This window comes from Cyclobacterium roseum (assembly GCF_010119225.1).
In the GTDB taxonomy this organism is placed as follows: Bacteria; Bacteroidota; Bacteroidia; order Cytophagales; family Cyclobacteriaceae; genus Cyclobacterium; species Cyclobacterium roseum.
On the sequence record NZ_WNKF01000001.1, the window covers coordinates 206215 to 227677 of the forward strand.

The 21463-nt window shown below is 44.8% G+C and carries 19 protein-coding genes; 18 read left to right on the forward strand and 1 reads right to left on the reverse strand.

Annotated features, from left to right (window positions below; genetic code table 11):
* Positions 1-213: 213 nt before the first annotated feature.
* The 5 genes from GJQ68_RS00765 (at position 214) to GJQ68_RS00785 (ending at position 4452) form a co-directional block, all read left to right on the forward strand.
* On the forward strand, positions 214-759 hold the full coding sequence (locus tag GJQ68_RS00765) for a class I SAM-dependent methyltransferase (protein WP_162415406.1): 546 nt from the start codon (positions 214-216) through the stop codon (positions 757-759).
* Between the two features lie 39 nt (positions 760-798).
* Positions 799-1854 carry a PA0069 family radical SAM protein gene (locus tag GJQ68_RS00770; protein ID WP_162415407.1) on the forward strand — a complete coding sequence of 352 codons (1056 nt, stop codon included), beginning with the start codon at positions 799-801 and terminating at the stop codon, positions 1852-1854.
* Position 1855: 1 nt separating this feature from the next.
* Entirely contained in the window at positions 1856-2113 is a 258-nt protein-coding gene (locus GJQ68_RS00775) for a hypothetical protein (protein ID WP_162415408.1), read from the forward strand.
* Positions 2114-2115: 2 nt separating this feature from the next.
* Positions 2116-2685: a peptide-methionine (S)-S-oxide reductase MsrA gene (gene msrA / locus GJQ68_RS00780; protein ID WP_162415409.1), complete on the forward strand. Its 570-nt coding sequence runs from the start codon at positions 2116-2118 to the stop codon at positions 2683-2685.
* A gap of 93 nt (positions 2686-2778) precedes the next feature.
* Positions 2779-4452 (forward strand): DUF6909 family protein, encoded by a 1674-nt coding sequence (locus GJQ68_RS00785; protein WP_162415410.1) that lies wholly within the window; start codon positions 2779-2781, stop codon positions 4450-4452.
* A 7-nt stretch (positions 4453-4459) separates the two neighbouring features.
* On the opposite strand, the gene GJQ68_RS00790 is transcribed toward GJQ68_RS00785, so the two are convergent.
* Positions 4460-4726 (reverse strand): NADPH-dependent FMN reductase family protein, encoded by a 267-nt coding sequence (locus tag GJQ68_RS00790; RefSeq protein ID WP_162415274.1) that lies wholly within the window; start codon positions 4724-4726, stop codon positions 4460-4462.
* Positions 4727-5187: 461 nt separating this feature from the next.
* Between GJQ68_RS00790 and GJQ68_RS00795 the strand changes: the two genes are divergently transcribed.
* Genes GJQ68_RS00795 through GJQ68_RS00850 form a run of 13 tightly spaced genes read left to right on the forward strand, consistent with a single transcriptional unit; the run spans position 5188 to position 21372 of the window.
* Complete coding sequence (locus tag GJQ68_RS00795) at positions 5188-5784, forward strand: DUF4255 domain-containing protein (protein ID WP_162415411.1); 597 nt, start codon at positions 5188-5190, stop codon at positions 5782-5784.
* A 2-nt stretch (positions 5785-5786) separates the two neighbouring features.
* Positions 5787-6644 (forward strand): hypothetical protein, encoded by an 858-nt coding sequence (locus tag GJQ68_RS00800; RefSeq protein WP_162415412.1) that lies wholly within the window; start codon positions 5787-5789, stop codon positions 6642-6644.
* Positions 6645-6655: 11 nt separating this feature from the next.
* Positions 6656-8629, forward strand: coding sequence for a phage tail sheath family protein (locus tag GJQ68_RS00805; RefSeq protein ID WP_162415413.1), 1974 nt, complete (start codon positions 6656-6658; stop codon positions 8627-8629).
* Between the two features lie 34 nt (positions 8630-8663).
* On the forward strand, positions 8664-9092 hold the full coding sequence (locus tag GJQ68_RS00810) for a phage tail protein (RefSeq protein WP_162339770.1): 429 nt from the start codon (positions 8664-8666) through the stop codon (positions 9090-9092).
* Between the two features lie 2 nt (positions 9093-9094).
* Positions 9095-9535: a phage tail protein gene (locus tag GJQ68_RS00815; RefSeq protein ID WP_162415414.1), complete on the forward strand. Its 441-nt coding sequence runs from the start codon at positions 9095-9097 to the stop codon at positions 9533-9535.
* Positions 9535-9684, forward strand: coding sequence for a DUF5908 family protein (locus GJQ68_RS23130; RefSeq protein WP_202927850.1), 150 nt, complete (start codon positions 9535-9537; stop codon positions 9682-9684). Before GJQ68_RS00815 ends, GJQ68_RS23130 begins: the two co-directional genes overlap by 1 nt.
* A gap of 4 nt (positions 9685-9688) precedes the next feature.
* Positions 9689-10372: a CIS tube protein gene (locus GJQ68_RS00820; protein WP_162415415.1), complete on the forward strand. Its 684-nt coding sequence runs from the start codon at positions 9689-9691 to the stop codon at positions 10370-10372.
* Position 10373: 1 nt separating this feature from the next.
* Positions 10374-12119, forward strand: coding sequence for a type VI secretion system tip protein VgrG (gene vgrG / locus GJQ68_RS00825; protein ID WP_162415416.1), 1746 nt, complete (start codon positions 10374-10376; stop codon positions 12117-12119).
* A 7-nt stretch (positions 12120-12126) separates the two neighbouring features.
* On the forward strand, positions 12127-12420 hold the full coding sequence (locus GJQ68_RS00830) for a PAAR domain-containing protein (RefSeq protein WP_162415417.1): 294 nt from the start codon (positions 12127-12129) through the stop codon (positions 12418-12420).
* 11 nt (positions 12421-12431) lie between these two features.
* Positions 12432-12845, forward strand: coding sequence for a GPW/gp25 family protein (locus tag GJQ68_RS00835; RefSeq protein ID WP_162415418.1), 414 nt, complete (start codon positions 12432-12434; stop codon positions 12843-12845).
* Between the two features lie 26 nt (positions 12846-12871).
* Positions 12872-16027 carry a baseplate J/gp47 family protein gene (locus tag GJQ68_RS00840; protein ID WP_162415419.1) on the forward strand — a complete coding sequence of 1052 codons (3156 nt, stop codon included), beginning with the start codon at positions 12872-12874 and terminating at the stop codon, positions 16025-16027.
* Between the two features lie 9 nt (positions 16028-16036).
* On the forward strand, positions 16037-18718 hold the full coding sequence (locus GJQ68_RS00845) for a hypothetical protein (protein WP_162415420.1): 2682 nt from the start codon (positions 16037-16039) through the stop codon (positions 18716-18718).
* Positions 18719-18729: 11 nt separating this feature from the next.
* Positions 18730-21372, forward strand: coding sequence for a hypothetical protein (locus tag GJQ68_RS00850; RefSeq protein WP_162415421.1), 2643 nt, complete (start codon positions 18730-18732; stop codon positions 21370-21372).
* Positions 21373-21463: the final 91 nt, after the last annotated feature.

A 21463-nucleotide genomic window follows, 5' to 3' on the forward strand; every position in this document is an offset into this window, starting at 1 on the left:
AATATTTTTTTTACCAGCCTTTCATTTCTATACAGGAATGGTTTATAAATGCTGAATAATGTAATGGAAAGAAATGATTTCCCCTTTTTTACAAAAAAGTGACTTAAATGAGGTTGTTTTTAGTAACTTTGAAGTTTGTTAATAGAACAGAATAATAAGAAGGACCTATTTAAAATAATAATTAATTCTATCCCAGGCTAATTCCATTTCCAAATGAAGAAAAGTTCGCTTTTTAAAGAATTGTTTGTCAATATAAAAACTACAGGTGCGGTTACATTTAGCTCAAAATCACTGGTAAATAAAATGTTGTCATTTGCTGATTTTAACGGAGCAAAAGTCATTATTGAGTTAGGAGGGGGAGATGGAAGCATTACCCGTGGAATCGTGGAACGCATGGATTCAGATTCAGTTTTGTACGTTTTTGAAATCAGCGAGCATTTTTGCAGAAATTTGAGCCGGCAATTTGCCTCGGAAAATGTAAAAATCATATGTGATTCGGCCGAAAACCTCGACAAGCATTTGGACGGAAAAGCGGTGGATTTGATTTTGTCCTCCTTGCCCTTTAGCCTTATACCTAAAGAATCCAGAACTGCCATTTATGAAAAAAGCCGGTTGATTCTGAAACCAAGCGGGTTTTTCATTCAAATTTGTTATTCTTACCTTTTGCGTTTTCAATTTGCTTCCTATTTCAGCAATATCAAAACAGCCTTTACGCTTAAAAATTTTCCTCCGGCATTTATCATCATCTGCAATACTTGATAGCCGGATAAGTTCCGTTAATTTTTTATATTGCCTTTGATGAAATCAAATTTTCCAAAAGGCAGGGGTACGGGCAACAGGCCTGATAATTTGTATGAAAAAAACAGATTTGTCAGGGAACATGCAGAGGGTATGGATCTGGATGAAACCGAGCAGCGTCTGACCACCGAGTATTTAATGGTGAGCAGCAAAACAGCAATCAGCACCAATGATAGTCCGGACATACCTTTAAGTTCATCCGTAAACCCGTATCAGGGATGCGAGCATGGCTGCATCTATTGTTACGCACGAAACAGCCATACGTATTGGGGCTACGATGCCGGCTTGGGATTTGAGAGTAAGATCTTGGTAAAAAAGGATATTGTTTCCTCCCTAAGAAGGGAATTCGAGAAGAAGCGGTACAAGCCCAACCCCATCATGTTATCCGGAAACACCGATTGTTACCAGCCTGCGGAGCGGAAATTTAAACTGACCGCTAAGATACTCGAACTTTGCCTGGAATTTTGCCATCCGGTCAGTATCATTACTAAAAATGGCTTGATAGAGAGGGACCTACCGACACTTAAATTATTGGCTGAAAAAAGGTTGGTTCATGTTTATTTTTCCATTAACCATCTTGACCCCGGATTAAAACGGATTTTGGAACCCCGAACGGCGACCGCCCGAAAAAAAATCGAACTCATCCGAACATTTTCAGAGCAGGGGATTCCTTGTGGCATTATGGTTGCACCGTTAATTCCAGGAATCAACACGGAAGCCATGCCGGAAATCATTCGGCAAGCGGCCGCTGCAGGTGCCAGAAAAGCGGGATATACGGTCGTTCGGCTAAACGGGCAGCTTAAAGAGTTGTTTCAAGAATGGCTGGAAGTACATTTTCCTGATCGAAAGCATAAAGTTATGCATCAGATAGAATCGTTGCACGCCGGTCATAGTAATGACACGGAATGGGGAAGAAGGATCAAAGGAGACGGTATTTTAGCGGATAGCATAGCAGGACTGTTTCGGGCTTCGGTAAGAAAACACCTAAAGGGCGAAAAAATGCCTGCGTTTGATTTGGACATATTTAAAGGAAATGGACAACTGAATCTTTTCTAACATGAATTACCTGGACGAAGGCATATTGGTACTGGCTACCATGGAAATGGCCCAAAGAAATAAGGGGAGCTACTTTAGCCCCACCGACGTGTTACGCTGGATCTATCCAATTGACTGGCGTTCATTTCTAGAGGAAGAAAAATGTGCGCTTACCTGGCTTCAGGGAGAGGGGCTATTGGAAGTGTTGGTAAATGGTAAGCCGGTGAAGTCAAACTTTTCATTATCGGAACCTGTTACCATTAGACTTAAATGTGAATAATTATGAGCGACCTACCTAAAACGACCGTACAAATACCGGATTCAAAAGCAGCTGCTACCTTTGGAACAGGCTGCTTCTGGTGTACGGAGGCCGTTTTTCAAAAGTTGAAAGGCGTAGAGCGCGTGCAGTCCGGGTTTTCAGGCGGGCACGTAGAAAACCCTTCTTATCAGGACGTGGTTACCGGAACCACAGGACATGCCGAAGTGGTCCATGTGGTGTTTGATCCGGAAGTCATTGCCTTTCCCGAATTGTTGGAGGTTTTTTGGTCCAGTCATGATCCAACGACCTTGAATCGACAGGGGGCAGATGTGGGACCGCAGTACCGATCGGCAATTTTCTACCATTCAGAAAACCAGCAACAAGAGGCACTTAAACTCAGGCAGTCGCTGGACGAATCTGGGGCATTTGATAACCCCATTGTAACTGAAATTACCCCTTTTTCCAACTTTTACCCCGCAGAGGCATACCATACTAACTATTTCGAATTAAATGGGAATCAACCTTATTGTCAGTTTGTGATTCGGCCTAAGGTTGAAAAATTTAAAAAGGTATTTGCTGAAAAGTTAAAGTAAAGTCAGCTGATGCTTTACTTTTTAACCGCTTGAGCAGGGCATCAGCCCGGTAAAAAGTAGTAAGTTTGTAAAAATGTTACTGCCTATACTTTTATGAAACGAACTAAAGCTCAGGAATCCAGATCTGCAATCGAGCGATTGTACATCACCATGCGTCACCTTTTCATGCGGGGAAATTACAAGCCTACAGGTGTTTCGGGGGAGTCGCTGGTACAGGCACTGCTCACATTAAGTCCGGAAATTTATGGTTTGGTCAATGACCCGGAAAAGTTGGAATTGGATGGCTTATTGTACGTTATGGAGCGATTACCCAGTGGAATCGAAGAGTGTCGGTACATTCGCCTGATCAGTAGGGAAGGGTACGAGGACTCCGGATTTCCCGCCTTGGTTCCGGCCAAAAGAAAGCGAAATTGTTACCGGGTGGATGAGGAACAGATGTATGTGGAAATGACCCGGGGAAAAAGTGATATCTACGACATCCTGACCCACCTTACTTTTTTATTCATTGAATCTGAAAAAATTCGAAAGAATAGTAGTGATCCTAAAGGCCGGATCAATCTAAATTGGAAAAAACTACAGCAGGTGGTTAGCCAGGAAGAAAATGGCGAGGAGTTCAATGAAGAGGCTGCTTGTTCTTACCTAAGCCACCTTACGGGAAGAACCTTTGAAGAGACCAAATCCGCCGTACAGAAATTCAAGACTTCTCAGAATAGTAACAGCCTGTTTGCCATCATTTACCATATGGGACGGTTATCCATGGAAGAGGCATTGGAGGGGAATGACCGGGAAGTTTCTTTTTCTGCAACCCTCCGAGAACGGGTGGGGCACCATGTATATGGAGAAAGCTGGGCCAATACGATCAAGGTGGTGCTGGATGAGGAAAACCTGTTGGAGCGCCCAATGCATGTAATCAGTGCTAACCTTCACAGCGTGGTCAATACCATTTATGGGCACCAGGCCCTTGGGCTGGAAAATTACGAAGCGATTGAGGAAATGGCCTTAAAAATAAGCATTCAATCGAAAGGCAATAGGGAAAAGGAAATGCTGGAGTATGCCCGGAGTCATGGCTTGATTTCTGTTCCGGATACTTCGGGTACCAATATCGGAGTACAGATAATCGATACCGGAAAAATGGAGTCCGGTACGCTTTTACCGGGTTTGCCTTTACCTGAGGAAAGCAAAAAACGGCCGGTTTTGGTGGTTATGGATTACGCCTTTGGCGAACAAGCCTACGAATGCTTTGACGAGTTGCTAAAGCCGTATGAAATTGGTCAGCAAAAAATACCGCTGAATATCATTTCAAGCTCGATCATGGGCAAGGCGGGTATATTAGAGGGTAAAAAAGGGGATATAATGATTCCCAATTCCCATGTTTTTGAAGGGACTGCGGATAATTATCCGTTTAAAAATGAATTGGATCCGGAAGATTTTGAAGGGTACGGCTTGGGTGTATATGAGGGGCCTATGATTACCGTCCTGGGCACCTCATTACAAAACCGGGATGTGTTAGGTTACTTTATGGACTCCTCCTGGCAGGCTATCGGCTTGGAAATGGAAGGGGCCCACTACCAAAAGGCCATTCAATCGGCGAGCAAAATTCGAAACAGCATTCGCAAAAGTGTGAAGGTAATGTATTCCTATTATGCCTCGGACAATCCCCTGGAAACCGGAAGCACGCTGGCTTCAGGAGCGTTGGGAAAAGACGGTGTACGACCTACCTACCTGATCACCTACAAGATATTGGAAAAGATAGGGAAAGCCTGGTAACCTTTCTTTAGGAACCGCCTTTTTCTTTATTTTCTTTTAAACCTTCCTTAATCACAGAGGCATCCCAGGCATGATCATTCAGACTAAATCGACGGTTTAATTCGGAATTGAGCAATTTTTCCTGCATGGAAGCTTTCCCATAAAAATCTGAATCCAACTTATACAATTCACGGATTGTCACATGTGGCATGTCCTGGACTTCCGTTACCATGCCTTTCATTATCCTGGAATGCTCAAATGTAGGGTGGGCCATTAGGACTAGAATATTTCTCATGCTGCGGAGCTATTTCGCTCCAAATCGGATCGAAAAGGGAATATCGATCCGATGATGAAGAAACGGCTTTTGCGGAAAGGTTCCAACAGGTAGGGAGAAAAATGAAACAGATAAGTATTCTTTTTTAATCTTTAAATACCATTTATGAGAAAAGCGATGAAAACGTTATTTTTCTATATGCAAATCCTCATTTTTTACCCTTTAAATTTTTATTGAAACACTTGGATTTGATGTAAATTTCTTTCAAATTTGAGAAGGTAGTGTTAAATTTTGACTGTGATACAAGCAGCAAAATTTAGTAGCTATCTATAGCTAAACGGTAGTTGTTTCACTACTTCGGTGTCTGGCTTATCGGAGGAATTCGAACGTTTTCAAACGGTTTACTCCGGATAAATCACAGGGAAGCATCAGGGCTCAGGAATATTGATCTTTTAGACGCGTATAATTTAGCATAATTACCAATGATTTTTGAAGTTTTCCAGATTCTCAGCGAGCAGGTAAACCAATACTTTCAGGAAATGGGGCTGGAAGATTCTCAATTAATTATAGAAAACATCGCCCTGGCAGAAGGATCTTCCGACGCAGCGGATGCCATGCGGGATAAAATGGTTTTAACGCTGGTAAACCTCCACGAGGAAGGAACGATGAAGAATTTTCCCAATCACCAGTTGAGGGAGGATCAGGTACAGTACCGGAATCGGGTGATTAACCTGCATTTGTTTTTATTGTTTTCTGCCAATCGCAATATGTACAGCAAATCCCTAAAAGATTTATCGGCCGTTATCTCTTTTTTTCAGGGAAAAAAACTGTTTACGCAGGGCAATACTGTTTTTGACCGGGAACTAGACTCCATGCAACAGGTGGGGAATTTCCGGTTTACCATGGAGTTATACACGCCTACTTTCGAGGAATTGAATTTTATCTGGGGCACCTTGGGGGGGAAGCAATTTCCATCCGCGCTGTACCAGCTAAACCTACTTCCACTGGAAAGGGATATGAGCCAATCAAAGGGGCCATTGATTCAGCGCATTCGTTCCGATGTAAAAAACCGATCATAGTTATGCAAGTCGCCGCCTATAGAACCCTGTTTTCAATTGATATTCTGCACAATTTCCATTTAAATAATGGGGAAGAGCGGTTTGAAGACATGCCGGATAATGATAGGGAAAAAGCACTAAGGTTTTATCGTTGGGAATCCCTTTTGAAAATTAATCCTACGACAGCAACCCGGAGAAATTTGGAACGCTTTCAATTCCTTGTAAAAAATAGTTCCAGCAAGTTCCGGGTTCTGGTAAGGGTTGGCGAGGATGCGCCGCAGGAAAGTTTTATTCCGATAGAGCAGGAGTTGACGCTTGCCTTTACGGTTGAATACAGGGATCCGCATTTTGAAAATTACACCGACATGCCTTTTCTGGTTGGGAATAAAATGCTTTTTGCTAATTTTCAACCAGAAGAACCAGAGGGGTTGAATTTCCACCCCATTCCATTGGACAATGAATCCGAATATTTTTCTGACAATTGGCTGGTATCCGGTGAAAACTTTCAGGTGTTAATGGAAAGGTACGCGGGTCTGCATACTGGAGTTTCGCCTGTGGGCTTACTTTTAATTCGGATGCAGGGAGAATCCGGGGCGCGAAACGTAATCAATATCAATCAGTCTATTAAAATTACGCCTACGGTCTTTAAAATTCATTTCAATAACCGTCGTACCTATTGGAGATTTTTGCAAGCCTCCAGCGGAACGGAAATAGAGACCAACCAACCCAAACCGCTTACAAAAAATGGTTTTGTGGAACTTGACCCTGAGGCCGATTTTGATGTGGATGCGGGATCAATCAGCCAATTCAGGTTCCCCAATCCGGGGATAAAACGTATTAATTCAGAAGGAAACAATTATTATTCAGAAATCACCATTTAACAGGATGAATCATGGCAGCAAATTACAGAACCCCGGGTGTCTACATTGAGGAAATTTCAAAATTTCCTCCATCCGTAGCGCAGGTAGAAACCGCCATTCCGGCATTTATCGGATACACCGAAAAAGCCCGTGAAAAAGAAGCAGATACTACCGAAACCCTTTCGAACCAACCTAAAAGAATCGTATCCTTATTGGAATACGAGAATTTTTTTGGCGGACCGGAACCCGAAACGGAGATTAAGGTTCAGGTTACCGAAGAACTAGGAGAAAAGAATATTTTGGTCGAGCACCCCGACCCGGAAGACAAGTCTCCTTTTTTGATGTACTATGCCCTGCAGGCTTATTTTGCCAATGGTGGCGGTCCCTGTTATATTATTTCGGTGGGCGTATATGCGGATGCCGATCCAATTACACCGGTAACCTTGGCCGCTTTAAACGTAGGTTTGCAGGAGCTGGAAAAGGAGGATGAACCAACCTTGATTCTTTTTCCGGATGCCACCTCCTTGCCGGAGCCAAGCGAATTTTACTCATTGTATAATAATGCCCTGGCTTTGTGCAGAAAAATGAGAGACAGGTTTACCATTTTGGATACCTATACCAACAACATGGAAACGGAAATTTCGCTGGAAACGGGCGTAAGGGAATTGATTACTTCGGATTTGGAACTTAAAAAATACGGAGCAGTCTATTTTCCGTACCTGGAAACTATTTTGAATTACCAATACGATCCCGAGGAAATCGAAATTACGCATGTCATTTCGGATGCTTCCCCGGTTTCAGATATACTGGAGGAGGTCGATGATATTTTGCTGGAAGCGGAAGTAATCATGACGGATTTGCCTTCGGAAGTCACCGCATTTTCGGATGCCAATACCGCCCTTCAGGCAGAAACGGATGAAAATGCAGTTACCACCAAGTCAACGGTGATTGATCCATTGCAGGGAATTGTGGATGGATTGAATGCCTTTGCGGGGCTGATGACCGAAGTGGTGGAGGATACCAACAATGTGGCAGCACTTGCTCAAGAGGTGGACGAAACGTTGGCAACAGTTGCTACCGAGGCTTCTAATGCGTTAAACGATGAACTGGAGGATGCCGCCAATTTACCATCTCTTATCCAGGGACTGCAGGGGCATTTGGATATTCTTAATGACGATGTCAATGGGGCAGCCGTTAAGCAAGCTTCTACCGATGCTCAAACCACCCTCACCGGTACGGACATTAACACACTTTTGCAGGGTATCCTGGATTTGATCGATCCGACGATTTTAGATGCCCTCCTGGATATTGAGGAATTGGATATGGTGTCGGAAGGAGAGCTTGAAGGTCTTTCTCTAAGTGAAGTGGAGGACATAGACAGTGCTACCTACAATAATATCAAGGCAGAAATTAACAAACTAAAAGTCCTGTTACCCCCATCTTCACTAATAGCAGGCGTGTATGCGCGCGTCGATTCCAATACCGGTGTTTGGAAAGCACCGGCAAACGTGTCGTTAAATTACGTGGTAAAGCCAAGCGTTAAAATCACTAACGACATGCAGGACAGGCTCAATGTGGACACCACTGCGGGAAAATCCATCAATGCCATCCGCTCCTTTACCGGGAAAGGCACCCTTGTCTGGGGAGCCCGTACACTGGCAGGTAATGATAACGAATGGCGCTATGTATCGGTCAGAAGGTTTTTCAATATGGTAGAAGAATCGACCAAAAAAGCCACCGAACAATTTGTATTCGAACCAAACGATGCCAATACCTGGGTGAAGGTTCGCGCTATGATCGAAAACTTCCTGATCCAACAATGGCGCGCCGGAGCATTAGCAGGCGCAAAACCAGAACATGCATTTTATGTTCGAATTGGTTTGGGGCAGACCATGACTGCCATGGATGTATTGGAAGGAAAAATGATTGTGGAAATCGGTATGGCAGTAGTTAGACCCGCCGAATTTATCATCCTGAAGTTTTCTCACAAGATGCAGGAGTCCTGATTACGTAATTTCACACCCTAAAATGTAACAAACCATGAGTTATCCATTATCTAAGTTTCACTTCCAGGTAGAATGGGCTGGAACGAATATCGGATTTACAGAAGTTTCCGGCCTGGACGTAGAAACGGAGGTCATCGAATACCGGCACGGGGCAAGTCCCGAATACAGCAAAACCAAAATGCCGGGAATGCAGAAATTTAGCAACATTACCCTCAAAAGAGGGACTTTTGCCAGTGATAATGAGTTTTATGCCTGGTGGAATTCAGTACAGCTCAATCAAATAGAAAGGAGAGACATTACCATATCGCTATTGAATGAAGAACACGAGCCAGTGGTAGTCTGGAAGGTAAAAAATGCCTGGCCTACCAAGGTGCAATCTACAGATTTAAAAGCAGATGGCAATGAGGTGGCGATTGAAAGCATGGAGTTGGTCCATGAGGGTCTGAGCATTCAAAACGAATAGGTATGGCTTATGATTACCCGCCGGTTGGTTTTCATTTTTCGGTCAGTTTTACCGGACTGGAAGAAGATGGTGATACTCAATTTCAGTCTGTATCTGGATTGACGGTTGATATGGAGACAGAGGAGTTTGCGGAAGGGGGTGAAAACAGGTTCAAGCATAAATTTCCGGTGAAAACCAAGTATCCGAATCTGGTTTTGAAGAGAGGAATGGCGCTAGAATCAGAGCTGATCCAATGGTGCAGAGATGCCATGGAGGGTTTTGAATTCATACCTAAAGACCTTACCATTCGCCTTTTGAATGAAAAGCACGAGCCGTTGCGGACCTGGAATGTAGTCCATGCTTTCCCGGTCAAATGGGCAATGGATGATTTTAATGCCCAGGAAAGCAAACTGGTCATCGAAACCCTCGAATTTTCATACCACTATTTTAAAATTTTAGATTGATGCCTATAGAAATCAAAGAGTTACACATCAAGATCAATGTGGATGATTCGGGAAAAACGAAAAAAGGAAAAAGTACCGGAACGGATGAAGTGGTAGCCATCTGCGTGGAGCAGGTTATGGAATTGCTCAAACTTCAAAAAGAAAGGTAATAGCATGAGCGAAGGAAAGTTAGAAAAGTTAAAATTAATTGCGTACAGCGACCCGGAGTTCAATGAAAAGGTCGCTGACGGGGAATTTTCTACCTTATTGAACCCGGAGAAATACCGCTATCAGTACAAGATAGATCAAAACGAAGACCAGGCGCCCGGGACCAGTGCTGCGCCCACGCGCTTTAATAAGAAGTTACCAGAGGAACTAGAACTGGATTTTCTGTTTGACCGCACGGGCATCGTACCCGGTAAGGAGGCGGTGGAAGATGGGGTAATAGACGACATTGAGCACTTCAAAAAAGTGATATTAGACTATAACGGGGAAGAACATAAACCTAATTATGTCATGATTTCCTGGGGAAGTCTTTTATTCAAAGGGTGCCTCACCGAAATGACGCTGGAATTCAAGTTGTTTCGCTCGGATGGAACCCCTTTACGAGCCCTGGCCAAAGCCAAATTCAAAGGGTTCGTTGAGGACAACCTTCGGGCGGCAAAAGAGAATAACAGTTCTCCGGATCTGACCCATTACCGGGTGGTAAAAGCAGGGGAAAACCTCCCCCTAATGGCGCAGAGAATTTATGGAGACCCTGGTTACTACCTGGAAGTAGCCAGAGCAAATAAACTGGCAAATTTCAGGAACTTAAAACCGGGACAGACGCTCTATTTTCCACCCCTTCAAAAACAATGACATGCCTAATAATGATGTAATCCAAACGGGGCGAAGTTCAGATTTGGTTACCCTGGAACTGCTTGTTAAGGGACAGTCCGTTCCGGATACGGTTCAAATTCAATCCGTATCTATCCAACGGGAAATCAACCGGATTCCGTATGCCAGAGTTACCCTGATTGATGGTGATGTGGCCAGAAGGGACTTTCCGATCAGCAATGAAGAAACCTTTTTACCAGGCAATGAAATCGAAATTTTATGCGGGTATCATAACGACAATTCAGGGGTTTTTAAAGGAATTATCACCAACCACAAATTGCGGATTAGGGATGGTAGGCAACAGTTGGTTTTGGACTGCCGGGACAAAGCTTACAAAATGACTCAGGGCAGAAAATCAGGGTATTATTACGATCAGGCTGATAGTGACCTGATGGAAGTGCTCATTCAGAGAAACGAGCTGGAAGCTGAGGTGGAATCCACCCATTACACCCATCCGGAATTGATCCAGTACCAATGCTCCGATTGGGACTTTTTAGTCACACGTGCTCAGGCCAATGGTAGGTTAGTGCAGGTAGAAGATGGGAAAGTAAAGGTAAACGCTCCTGACGTAGGCCAGACACCGTTGGAGACGGCTACTTTTGGAGCTAATATTTTGGAGTTTGATGCCGAAATGGACGGTAGAAACCAATTTTCAGCAGTAGCTTCTTACGGCTGGAACACTACAGATCAGGAAATGGTGAAAATTGAGGGGGCTGATCCTGGGGTACGATTAAACGGGAATATCAGTGCGGAAAACCTATCGGAAAGGATGGGAGCCGGGCCATTGGAACTAAGAAATGGCGGCCGGATTTCGGAAACAAGTCTTCAGGATTGGGCCGATGCAAATTGGTTGATCCGGCAATTGTCAAAAATAAGGGGAAGGGTGAAATTTCAGGGAATTCCACAGGTGCTACCGGGAAAGCTGATTGAGCTGAGTGGGGTGGGGGACCGGTTTTCCGGTACGGCCTATGTGTCGGGAGTACAACACCAAATTGCTGGCGGTAACTGGACCGTGGATGTGCAATTTGGTTTGGACCCGGACTGGTTTTCAGAAGCCAATCCCATCCACACTCAACCGGCATCGGGCTTGTATGCTGCTGTCAAAGGGCTCCAGATCGGTAAGGTTTCTCAGCTAGAGGATGATCCGGATGGGGAAGAACGAATCATGGTAACCTTACCGGTCATCAACGAAGAAGAACAGGGGGTATGGTGCCGGCTGGCTTGCCTGGATGCCGGGCAGGAACGGGGACTGGTGTTCCGCCCTGAAATAGGAGATGAAGTCATTGTAGGTTTTATCAATGAAGATCCCAACCAGGCAGTGGTGTTGGGTTCCTTACATAGTAGCAGCCATTCGAGCCCTTTTCCAGGCTCCAACGACAACCACCAAAAGGGATACTTATCCCGGGCCGGGATAAAAATCACCATCGATGACGAGTTGGGGGCTTTGACCCTGGAAACACCCTCCGGAAAAACCCTTGTTTTGGATGATGACGGTGACCAGGTGACACTGAAAGATGACCATGGAAATACGGTAGTAATGGACAGCGGGGGAATGGTTTTCGAAAGTTCCGGTGACATTGCAATCAAAAGTTCCGGTGACCTTTCCCTGGAAGGTACAAATGTGAAAATAACGGCACAGGCTGAATTCACTGCTGAAGGATCTGCCGGTTCCACCTTGTCTAGCAGTGCAACCACTACAGTTAAAGGCTCTTTAATTCAAATAAACTAGCACGTATATGGGATTGCCAGCAGCAAGAATTACAGACATGCATGTTTGCCCGATGGTTAACCCGGGAGGAGTGCCTCATGTAGGTGGCCCGATCATGCCACCCGGGGAGCCAACCGTACTAATAGGAGGGATGCCAGCCGCTAAAGTCGGCGACATGGCTACCTGTTCGGGTCCGCCGGATACCATCGTTGCTGGCTCCTCTACGGTTTTTATTGGGGGAATGCCTGCAGCGAGGATGGGCGACAGTACTACACACGGCGGTTCGATCGTAGCCGGACTGCCAACAGTATTAATTGGCTAACAGAAGTGATTATGGAAGAAGATATGGGATTTTTGGGAAGGGGATGGCGTTTTCCTCCTTCATTCGATGAGAAGACCCAAGCTGTGAGTATGTCTTCCGGAACGGCGGATATTCAGGAAAGCCTGTGGATTCTATTATCTACCCGCCTGGGAGAACGAATCATGCAGCCAAAGTATGGCTGTCAGTTGGATGAACTACAATTCGGTGCACTGAACCGAACCACCATTACCTACGTGTCAGAATTGATTCGTACTGCTATTTTGTACCACGAACCCCGGATAGAGGTTGAAAAAATTACCATTAAAGAAGATGAAAGTACTGAAGGAAAGCTAATCATTGATTTGACCTACCTTGTAAGAGGGACCAATTCCAGAATGAATCTCGTTTACCCTTATTACCTGACTGAAGGAAGGGGTCGTTTATAACCATGCAGCCGGAAAACCTGAACATATTGAAAATTTTGTGGCGAAAAGGCACTTCCCAGGAAGACAGGAAGCATGCATCCCTGAAACCTGAAAATTTGGATCTTATGGGGCTGAATGTGGAAGACTGGGTGTTTTTTGCCCATAATTTTGCCCGATTTATTCCTTTTTTAGCTACCTCAGGTTCCCGTCAAACCATCCAAAACTGGCAGGTGTTTTTTTCGGATCTTATTGAACTTGAAGAGATACCCTCTAAAGGAACAGAAGCATATGAAAACCTGGAAAGAAGTCTTCGGGAAAAAATCGCCCATTTTTCCAATTCAGGAGACCTTGCCCCACAACTTGGCCTTTTGGTGGCATTTCTCAAGCTATTGGGTTATTCCCGGGAGCGCATAAATGGGATAACGAAGCGGCACCTGGATTTTTATTACCGTTCCGTTTTGAAGGTACCCAAGAATCCGGCCCGATCTGATGAGGCTTTTTTGGTAATCGAGATGGCTAAAAACCTGCCGGTTTACTTACCGGCAGGCACTTTATTTGACGGTGGAAAAGACGATTTGGGAATCGCCCGGCATTATCGGTCGTTAAGCGATTTCTTTCCAAATCTGGCCCGTGTAGCGGTATTGAAAAACAGATATGTAGATGGTTCCGGTAAAAAAATTCGGATTAGCCAGATAGCGGATTCCCTGGATGGTAATGGTAGTTCGTTTTCCTCAGCAAATCAAGGCTGGTGGCCCTTCGGACATTCAGGAGATAATCAGGAATTGCCCGCACTACAAGCCGGTACTTTCGGGTTTGGGGTTTCGACAGCGACACTTAGGTCTGCAAGCACAGCCGACCGCTATTTTAAATTTGAATTTGAGTTTAAAAATAACCTTTCTTTTTCCGGCAATCCATCAGATGTCGTGGATTTGTTTTCCTGCCATTGTACTTGCGAACAGGGCTGGGTGGTACTTTCTCCTTCCAATCACCCTGAAATGGGAATGAGCTGTTCGGTTTCAGGAAAGAAAATGAGTATTGTTCTGCACCTTGATAAGCAACAGCCGTCACTATTGGGGCAGGAAGAAAAAGTTCACCAATCGGTAATTGGAAGCGGGGCTCCGTTGATTTGGTTTGACCTGAAATGTTCCGGTTCCAAGGCATACCATTGGATCAAGGGACTGAGTGAAACCCCATTAAAGAATATCAGGATTTACGCAAAATACAAAGGCATACGGCAGACGGTTTTGGAATCTGATTTAGGAATACTTAACCCGGCGAAACCGTTTCAGCCTTTCGGAAGCATACCCAAAAAGGGTAGCAGTTTTTATATTAAGTACCCGGATTGGGAAGTAAAGAGTCCCTCCAGAGTGCAGATAGATGGAAAGTGGTCGAATACCCCGATGGGCTTTAAAGAATGGTATTTTGGATACCGGGATGTAGGAGAAGACTATTTAAGCAAGGACAACTTTCTTTCCCAGCATTTCACCCCCCTTGTGAGCCTGAGCCAGCCGATCAAGTTTTTGTTATGGGAGCCGGGTGGACTGAAGACACCTCTATTGACGAGCCAGATTAAAGTGAATACCGATCCATCCAACCTGATTGTCAAGAATGATGCTTATTTCAAGGCTACCATTTCGATGGGAGAAGATCAAGATTGGACGAACTATCAAGATGATGTCCCTTTGTTTAGCGGAGATCCGGGTGACTATTCTTTTGCGACCGATATTTCACCGAAGGCTGGAAAAACCAGTATTTCTGCGAGCGGGGGTATTAAAGTTACCACCTTGCAATCCTTCCTGCATGATCTTTTTCCCAGGCTATACGCATTGGCCATGTCCAGCGACCAGCCGGAAACACCCATCCCTAATGAACCATACACGCCTTTGTTAGAGCGTTTGGAGATAGGTTTTGAAACCGACGAAACCTACGATCTGAGTTCGGGGAATTACGGGGGGGTAGAATTGTTTTACCGGGATGATTTCGGACATTTTGAGCAGGAAAACGACAGAAAGTCGGTAGATTTCCAGTCCGCAGAGGAGAATTATTTGCTCGCTTTTCCAGGAGAGGGAGGAGAATTATTTATAGGAATTAATGAACTGTTAAAAGACCAGCAACTATCCCTGCTATTTCAGGTTTTGGAAGGTAGTGAAAATCCATCGAATGCGAGCTTCACTCCTGAAACCGCGCTGCAATGGTCTGTATTGGCCGGTAATTATTGGAAGTTGCTGACGAAGGATCAGCTGGGTTCCAATCAAACCGAAAATTTTTTACGATCTGGCATTCTTGTTTTGAACCTGCCGAAGGAGGCCTTTGAATCACACAGCCGAATGCAGGATGATTTGGTGTGGATTCGGGTAAGGACTTCTAAAGCTTTTGATGCTAGCAGCCGGATGTTGGGCGTGTATGCGCAGGCAGTGAAAACCCGATTTGAGGATCGTAAAAATGAGCTTAGCCATTTGCAGGATGGCCTACCGGCTGAAAGCATCAGCAAAATGGTAGAACGAAAGGCGGGGGTTAAAACCGTGTTTCAGCCCTTCAATTCCTTTGGAGGAAAGGCACCGGAGACCGATGTGGCATTTCAAACCCGGGTGAGCGAACGGCTGCGCCATAAAAACAGAGCCGTTTCGCTATGGGATTTTGAGCATTTGATTCTGGAGGAATTTCCGGAAGTGTATAAGGTGAAATGCCTGAACCACACCTGTTCTTCCTCTTTTTTATCGCCCGGCAACGTTCTGTTGATCGCGGTGCCCGATACGGTGAATAAAAATGTGTACGATATTTTTAAACCGGCCCTGAGTGGTGCCAAATTGGAACAGATAGAATCCTTTTTATCAGAAAAAATTTCCCCGCAGGTGGAGGTGAAGGTAATCAACCCTTTGTATGAGGAAATAAAAATCAAAGTTCAAGTCCAATTCAAAAAGGGTTTGGATGCTGCTTTTTACCGAAATCAAATGGAACAAGACCTCATTCTTTTCTTATCTCCCTGGACTTCCGGTAAAAAACAAGCCATTGATTTTAGCAGCTCCATTAATAAGAGTGGCTTAATCTACTTTATGGAGAAACTAGACTACGTTGACTTTATTCAACGGCCTATTTTGTTCAAAAATGAGGTAGAAGTAAAAGACAATGTATTTCCCAAGAGCCCGAAACACATTCTGGTATCTGCGGAATCACACGATATATCCTTGTATGAAATCAGCTAAAAAACGTACATGACAACAGCTACTTCATATAGCCCGCTATCCAAAAACATTCGCAGTAATGACGACCTGGACTTTCAATTTTTAAGGGAAAAAGGCATTTCTTACATACAGGAAATGAGTCGAAGTATTTGGACGGATTACAATACGCACGATCCGGGAATTACCGTACTGGAGATCTTGTGTTATGCCCTAACCGATTTGGGTTACCGGCTATCTTTGCCCGTTCAGGACCTGCTCTTCGAAGGGGATAAAAGAAATTACCTCAAAGACCATTTTCACCTGGGACCTGAGGTGTTGCCCTGCAAGGCGCTTACTGAGCTGGACTACAGGATGTTGGTTATCGATTTGCAAGGGGTCAAAAATTGCTGGTTGGAGCCCTATACGAAAACGGTGTATGCGGATTGTAAAAATTTCAAACTATCCTATGATTCGGGTATATGGGAGGGCCTGCCCCAAAAATACCACCGTTCCTTTGATCTGAAGGGTCTGCATCGCATCCTTGTAGATACCGAGCCAGAAGTGTCTATTGCATCCATTAAAAAACAGGTCTTCCGCCTGTATCATGCCAACAGGAACCTGTGTGAAGATTTAGTGGAGGTAGTGGAGGTGACTACCCAGCCGATACAGGTGTGTGCCATTATTGACATAGCCCCGGAAGCAAACGAAGAGCAGGTTTCGGCTATCATACAATGGAAGATTGAGCAGTATTTTTCTCCGGATTTGCAGTTTTATTCTTTCCAGGAAATGGCTGCAAAAGGATATTCCATGGATCAGATGTTTGAAGGGCCATCCTTGACTCATGGCTTTCTGGATCCCGAAGAAGTACGGAAAGCCTCTCTTAGAAAGGAAGTACGGCAGTCAGATATTATCCAGTTGATCATGGAGGTGGAAGGCGTGAATTCCATTCGGGACATTCGCATCAACAATTGTGAGGAGGGAAGTGAACAAGGAAGTTGGGTCCTGAAAATTGACCCGGGTAAAAAGCCGGGGCTTTGTGATAAAAGCAAGTTTAATTTTTATAAGGGCTTGCTTCCGGTAAATGTGAATGAACGTGCAGTAAATGCTCATAAAGAGAAGTTACGAAGAGAACAATACGATGCGCAATACCAGGGAAAGGCCAAAGAGCCTTCCATGCCAGAACCAGAAGACTATCCTTTGGGAGAATTCATCAGTATCCGGAATGACTTTCCCGAAGTGTACGGAGTAGGCCCGGTAGGCTTGCCGGATTCCGTTGATGCTGAAAGAAAGGTCCAGACCGAGCAGTTCAAGGCTTATCTAACTTTCTTCGATCAGATTCTAGGCAGTTATTTTAAGCATTTGTCTCAGGTAAAATCATTACTTTCCGTATTTACAACTTCCGAAAGAACGTATTTTTCGCAGGCGGTTACGGATATCGGTGATGAAGGCGGTTTTTTGAATGAGGAATATGCGGAAGAATCCTTTCAGCAAGGACTGTTTTCCGCTTTTGACGAATCCAATGCCCGAAATCAAAAAATTAAAGATCACTTGCTTGCCAGATTTGCTGAAAAATTCAGTGAGTACGCCTTTATTATGAAAAAAATTTACGGTGAAGGAGTGGATCAACAGGTGCTCGATACCAAATCCTATTTTTTGAAAGAATATGGGAACTTCAGCGTGGAAAGGGCTTCAGCCATGAATTACTACCGTCAGCCCTTGAGCAACTTATGGGATAGTAATAACACTTCGGGAATAGAAAAAAGAGTCGCTTTATTGGCAGGAATCCGCAATTTTATGCGTAAAAATCTGGCCCGGTCCTTTTTCGAGATTTACCCGCTTACCAATTCGGATGGTGATGCTGTTTACCGATGGCGGGTCTATGATCAAAACCGCAGTATTTTGCTGAACGGAACAGAGGATTACCCGAGCCGTTCAGCCGCACACCGGGAAATTTACCTGGCGATACAATTGGTGAAAGCGTTTCCCAGGGAAACATTGATTCAATATTTTGAGCAACTGGAGGAAATTCCAGACCAGGCATTTGCGGTGGGCTGTTTCCGGATTACGATATCGCCTTCGGGAAGGTTTTCGTTCAGCATCATCAATCCTTCCGTGCAGGATACGCAGACATCTGATTACATCATTGCCAGTCAATACCGGTATTACGCGTTTCCAAATATACTACCCGCAATGCTCTCTTTTATAGATTTTATGAACCAGCAATTCGATGATGAGGGGATTTTTCTGGTAGAAAACACCTTGTTGCGACCGGATTTTGATCCGGAATCCAAGGTAGAAAAGACCTTTTTGCCCTTTTGTAAAGACGACTGCCAGCCGGGCACTTGCCTGGATCCTTACTCATTTAAAGTCACGATTGTCCTTCCGGGTAATACCTTCCGGTTTGCCGACCGGGATTTCAGGGATTTTCTGGAAAATCTAATTCGGGAGGAATTACCCGCCCACATTCTCGCAAAAATTTGCTGGATCGGAAAGGCTCAAACGGGAAATCTGGAACAGGTAGATCAGCTGGCCCAATTCGAGGAATCCTACAAGGAATTTCTTAAAGGGCTGAGTCAGGGGGATTATGCCTCCCACCAACCGTTTATTGAAACAATAGCAGAATTACGCTCTATTTATCCCACAGGCACGCTTTATAACTGTGAAAGGGAAGATGAAAGCAATGCCCTTCGGGATACGATTATATTAGGAAGAACGAATCTAGGAACCATCTAATCACACAGGCCATGTCAAACAAATTGAGTTCCGTTATTTACAACTACAGGCGCTACAAGGCGGATCAGGTACTTACCCACACGCAGCTAAATGAATCCATTTCCTACTTTGAAGACCAGGATCGGCTGACGCGATTGGCCCTTCATGGTGCCGGAATCGTTCATGGATTTAACGTTACCCTGGATGAGGGAGGCGAAGGCCCGCAGGTGAGCATCGGTCAGGGCGTGGGAATTACGACTGACGGCGATCTGCTTTTGCTTCACGAAGCGGTACCGGAAACCGAACCACCGGAGAACACCATTGGTATCGAAGGGTTAAGTTATTCTCATTTTCGTGAATTTTCAGATGAAAATGCCAATTACAGTCCCTATTTTTTTCCAGAAGGAGAACAAATGCCCCTGTGGGAACTTTGTGAGGAAGGCGACGAGGAAGCACAGCCGCTGGAGGAATTGCCCGGATGGGAAGATAAGGTCTTTCTTCTTTACCTGGAGTGTTACCCCAAACCGCAGGATATATGTGGGGATATTAACTGCGATAATCAGGGAATCGAACAAGTAAGCCGCTTGCGAATTCTGTTGATGGAAGAAGAGCAGGTGGAAGGTCTAGTTAGCCATGACCCCATCTTTTTACGAAAACGAAAAATCAGCGAGGCCCTGAATGCGCTATCGCCACTTCAACTGCTAAAGGTGGTTCACCAAAAAGAAAACTCGCTTTCCTTGCAGCAGATGGACCGGTTGTACAGAAATGCCATCTTTGAAGGAAATACCCTGACTGATCTCCGCGCTGGTTTGCAACTTATTAGCTCAGAATTTGACTTTTTATTGCAGCAGGACCCCACTCTTGCAGAACTAACTAGTCAATTGGATGAATTGCTGCTGCTGCATTTTGGCACAGAGGAAGAGGAAAGTTATCAATACCAGCAGTACCGATACCTATTAATGAAGGATTTGCTGGCGACTTTTAATAAGCTATTGAAAGCCCTGGAAGCGTTTGACAGTTGGCCAAATCCGGATGTAAACGCTTTTCCAAAGCACCTGCTTCTTGGTAAAATAGGAGATAGGGCTTATAGACATGATTTTTACCCGTCCCCGGCCTTAAGCAATGCGAATCACCAGCAGGATGAAATTGCTTCCCTGGTAAAAAAAATATTTTACTTGTTACATTCCTTTGACCTGGATGCGAGTGATGGCCTGCGCATCATTCCAAGTGGATTGAACCATGCAGATGGCCGTTTTCCTTCCATCCCCTTTTATTATCAGTCTAATCCGGAACTTGCTATTCATTGGCAATGGCCGGCAATACCCGTGACCTATCATTACGATATGGGAAGTAATCCCTTACTCATGGAGTATAACGGGCTGGACCGGTACCTGATTGGAGGACATTTGGAAACAGATGCCGAAAGTACGTTTCAATCCATTCAATCCATGGTAAAACAGTTCGGCTTGGAATTTAAGGTATATCACTTTGATCTCACGGTCAATCCATCGGATTTCAATGCTTTCCTGGATAGGCATCCCTCGCTCCGTTCCATGGGAGGAGTGCCCAAATCGGGGACATATGTCCTGTTAAGCAATGGAAATCTGGTTTTTGGAGACCTGGCTTTGGATTATCGGGTGCTGGCAAGGTCTGAAGAAGCAAAAGCCAGTCATATCCGGGTGGCGGCTTGTAGTTATCCATGGATCAGTAGTTTAAAATATTTGAACAACCTGTCGCGTAGTCTGAAGGGAAGCCCCCGCAGATCTGGGATACAACCCGAAAATTACCGCTTGGTTGTGAGAGATTATAGGATCAATGGGCATCCGATGATCAGTGGACCGCTTACCTTGACTATTCCGCTGGAAGCCGTAGCGAGTCGCAGAATGCATGCCATCACCGAAATGCTAAATGAGCGCTTTCCGGATGGTTTGGTTTTTGACTTTGACGAATCGCTTAAAAGGCTGATAATTAGCCGTCCATTTGACGACGAATTCAGTATAAGTTTCGTGGATATCACCTTAAATATCAACAGTCCGCTGTACACCTACACCCAGGATGGCATGGAAAAAGCAGACCAGACCTTTCGGTTGGATGCTGTTCGCTGTGAGGAAGTCAGAAAGTACCGGCCCGCCACCTACCTGCAATTACAGGAAGAGTTTGCGCCCGTAAATAAAGATGACGATTACGGAGCATATAAAGGAAAGTGGCAGGAGTGGTACCGATTGATTGAACAGTTGAAAACGGATCCGCGGTTTACTGGTAGTAACAAGCCCCGAATACCCCAAAGCTTCGACGATTTGCCTGCCTCCCTGCAACGTATCATCACTCGGATTCGGAATGTCCTGGAGCAATCGGAAATCAGCCATCAACTTTACCTGACAGGAGACTGGGTGAGGGGTAGTTGGGCTAGTATAGAAATGATTGATGACTATCGAAACACCAGTAATACCAGTGATCTGATATTCCGATTTCTGAATTTACGCTCTAAATTGCATGAAAAGGAACAGGCGACGAAAGCTTCCTTATTCATCGTTTTGACCAGCGAAGGTGATCGGGCCAGTATGGAAGCATTGATGGAGGACTGGACAGATGTAGCCGATATTTACATTGAGGGGCCTAGAACAGGCAGTAGAAGAAGGGTAATTGATGGTATAGCAGAAAAGATCAGGCTATGAAAAGGGACCAAACGTACAAATTCCGGATGACGTTTGGTCCCTCATGGGCTTCTTTCCTAGTTCTACAGACTTTAATCTCTAATCTAGTAAC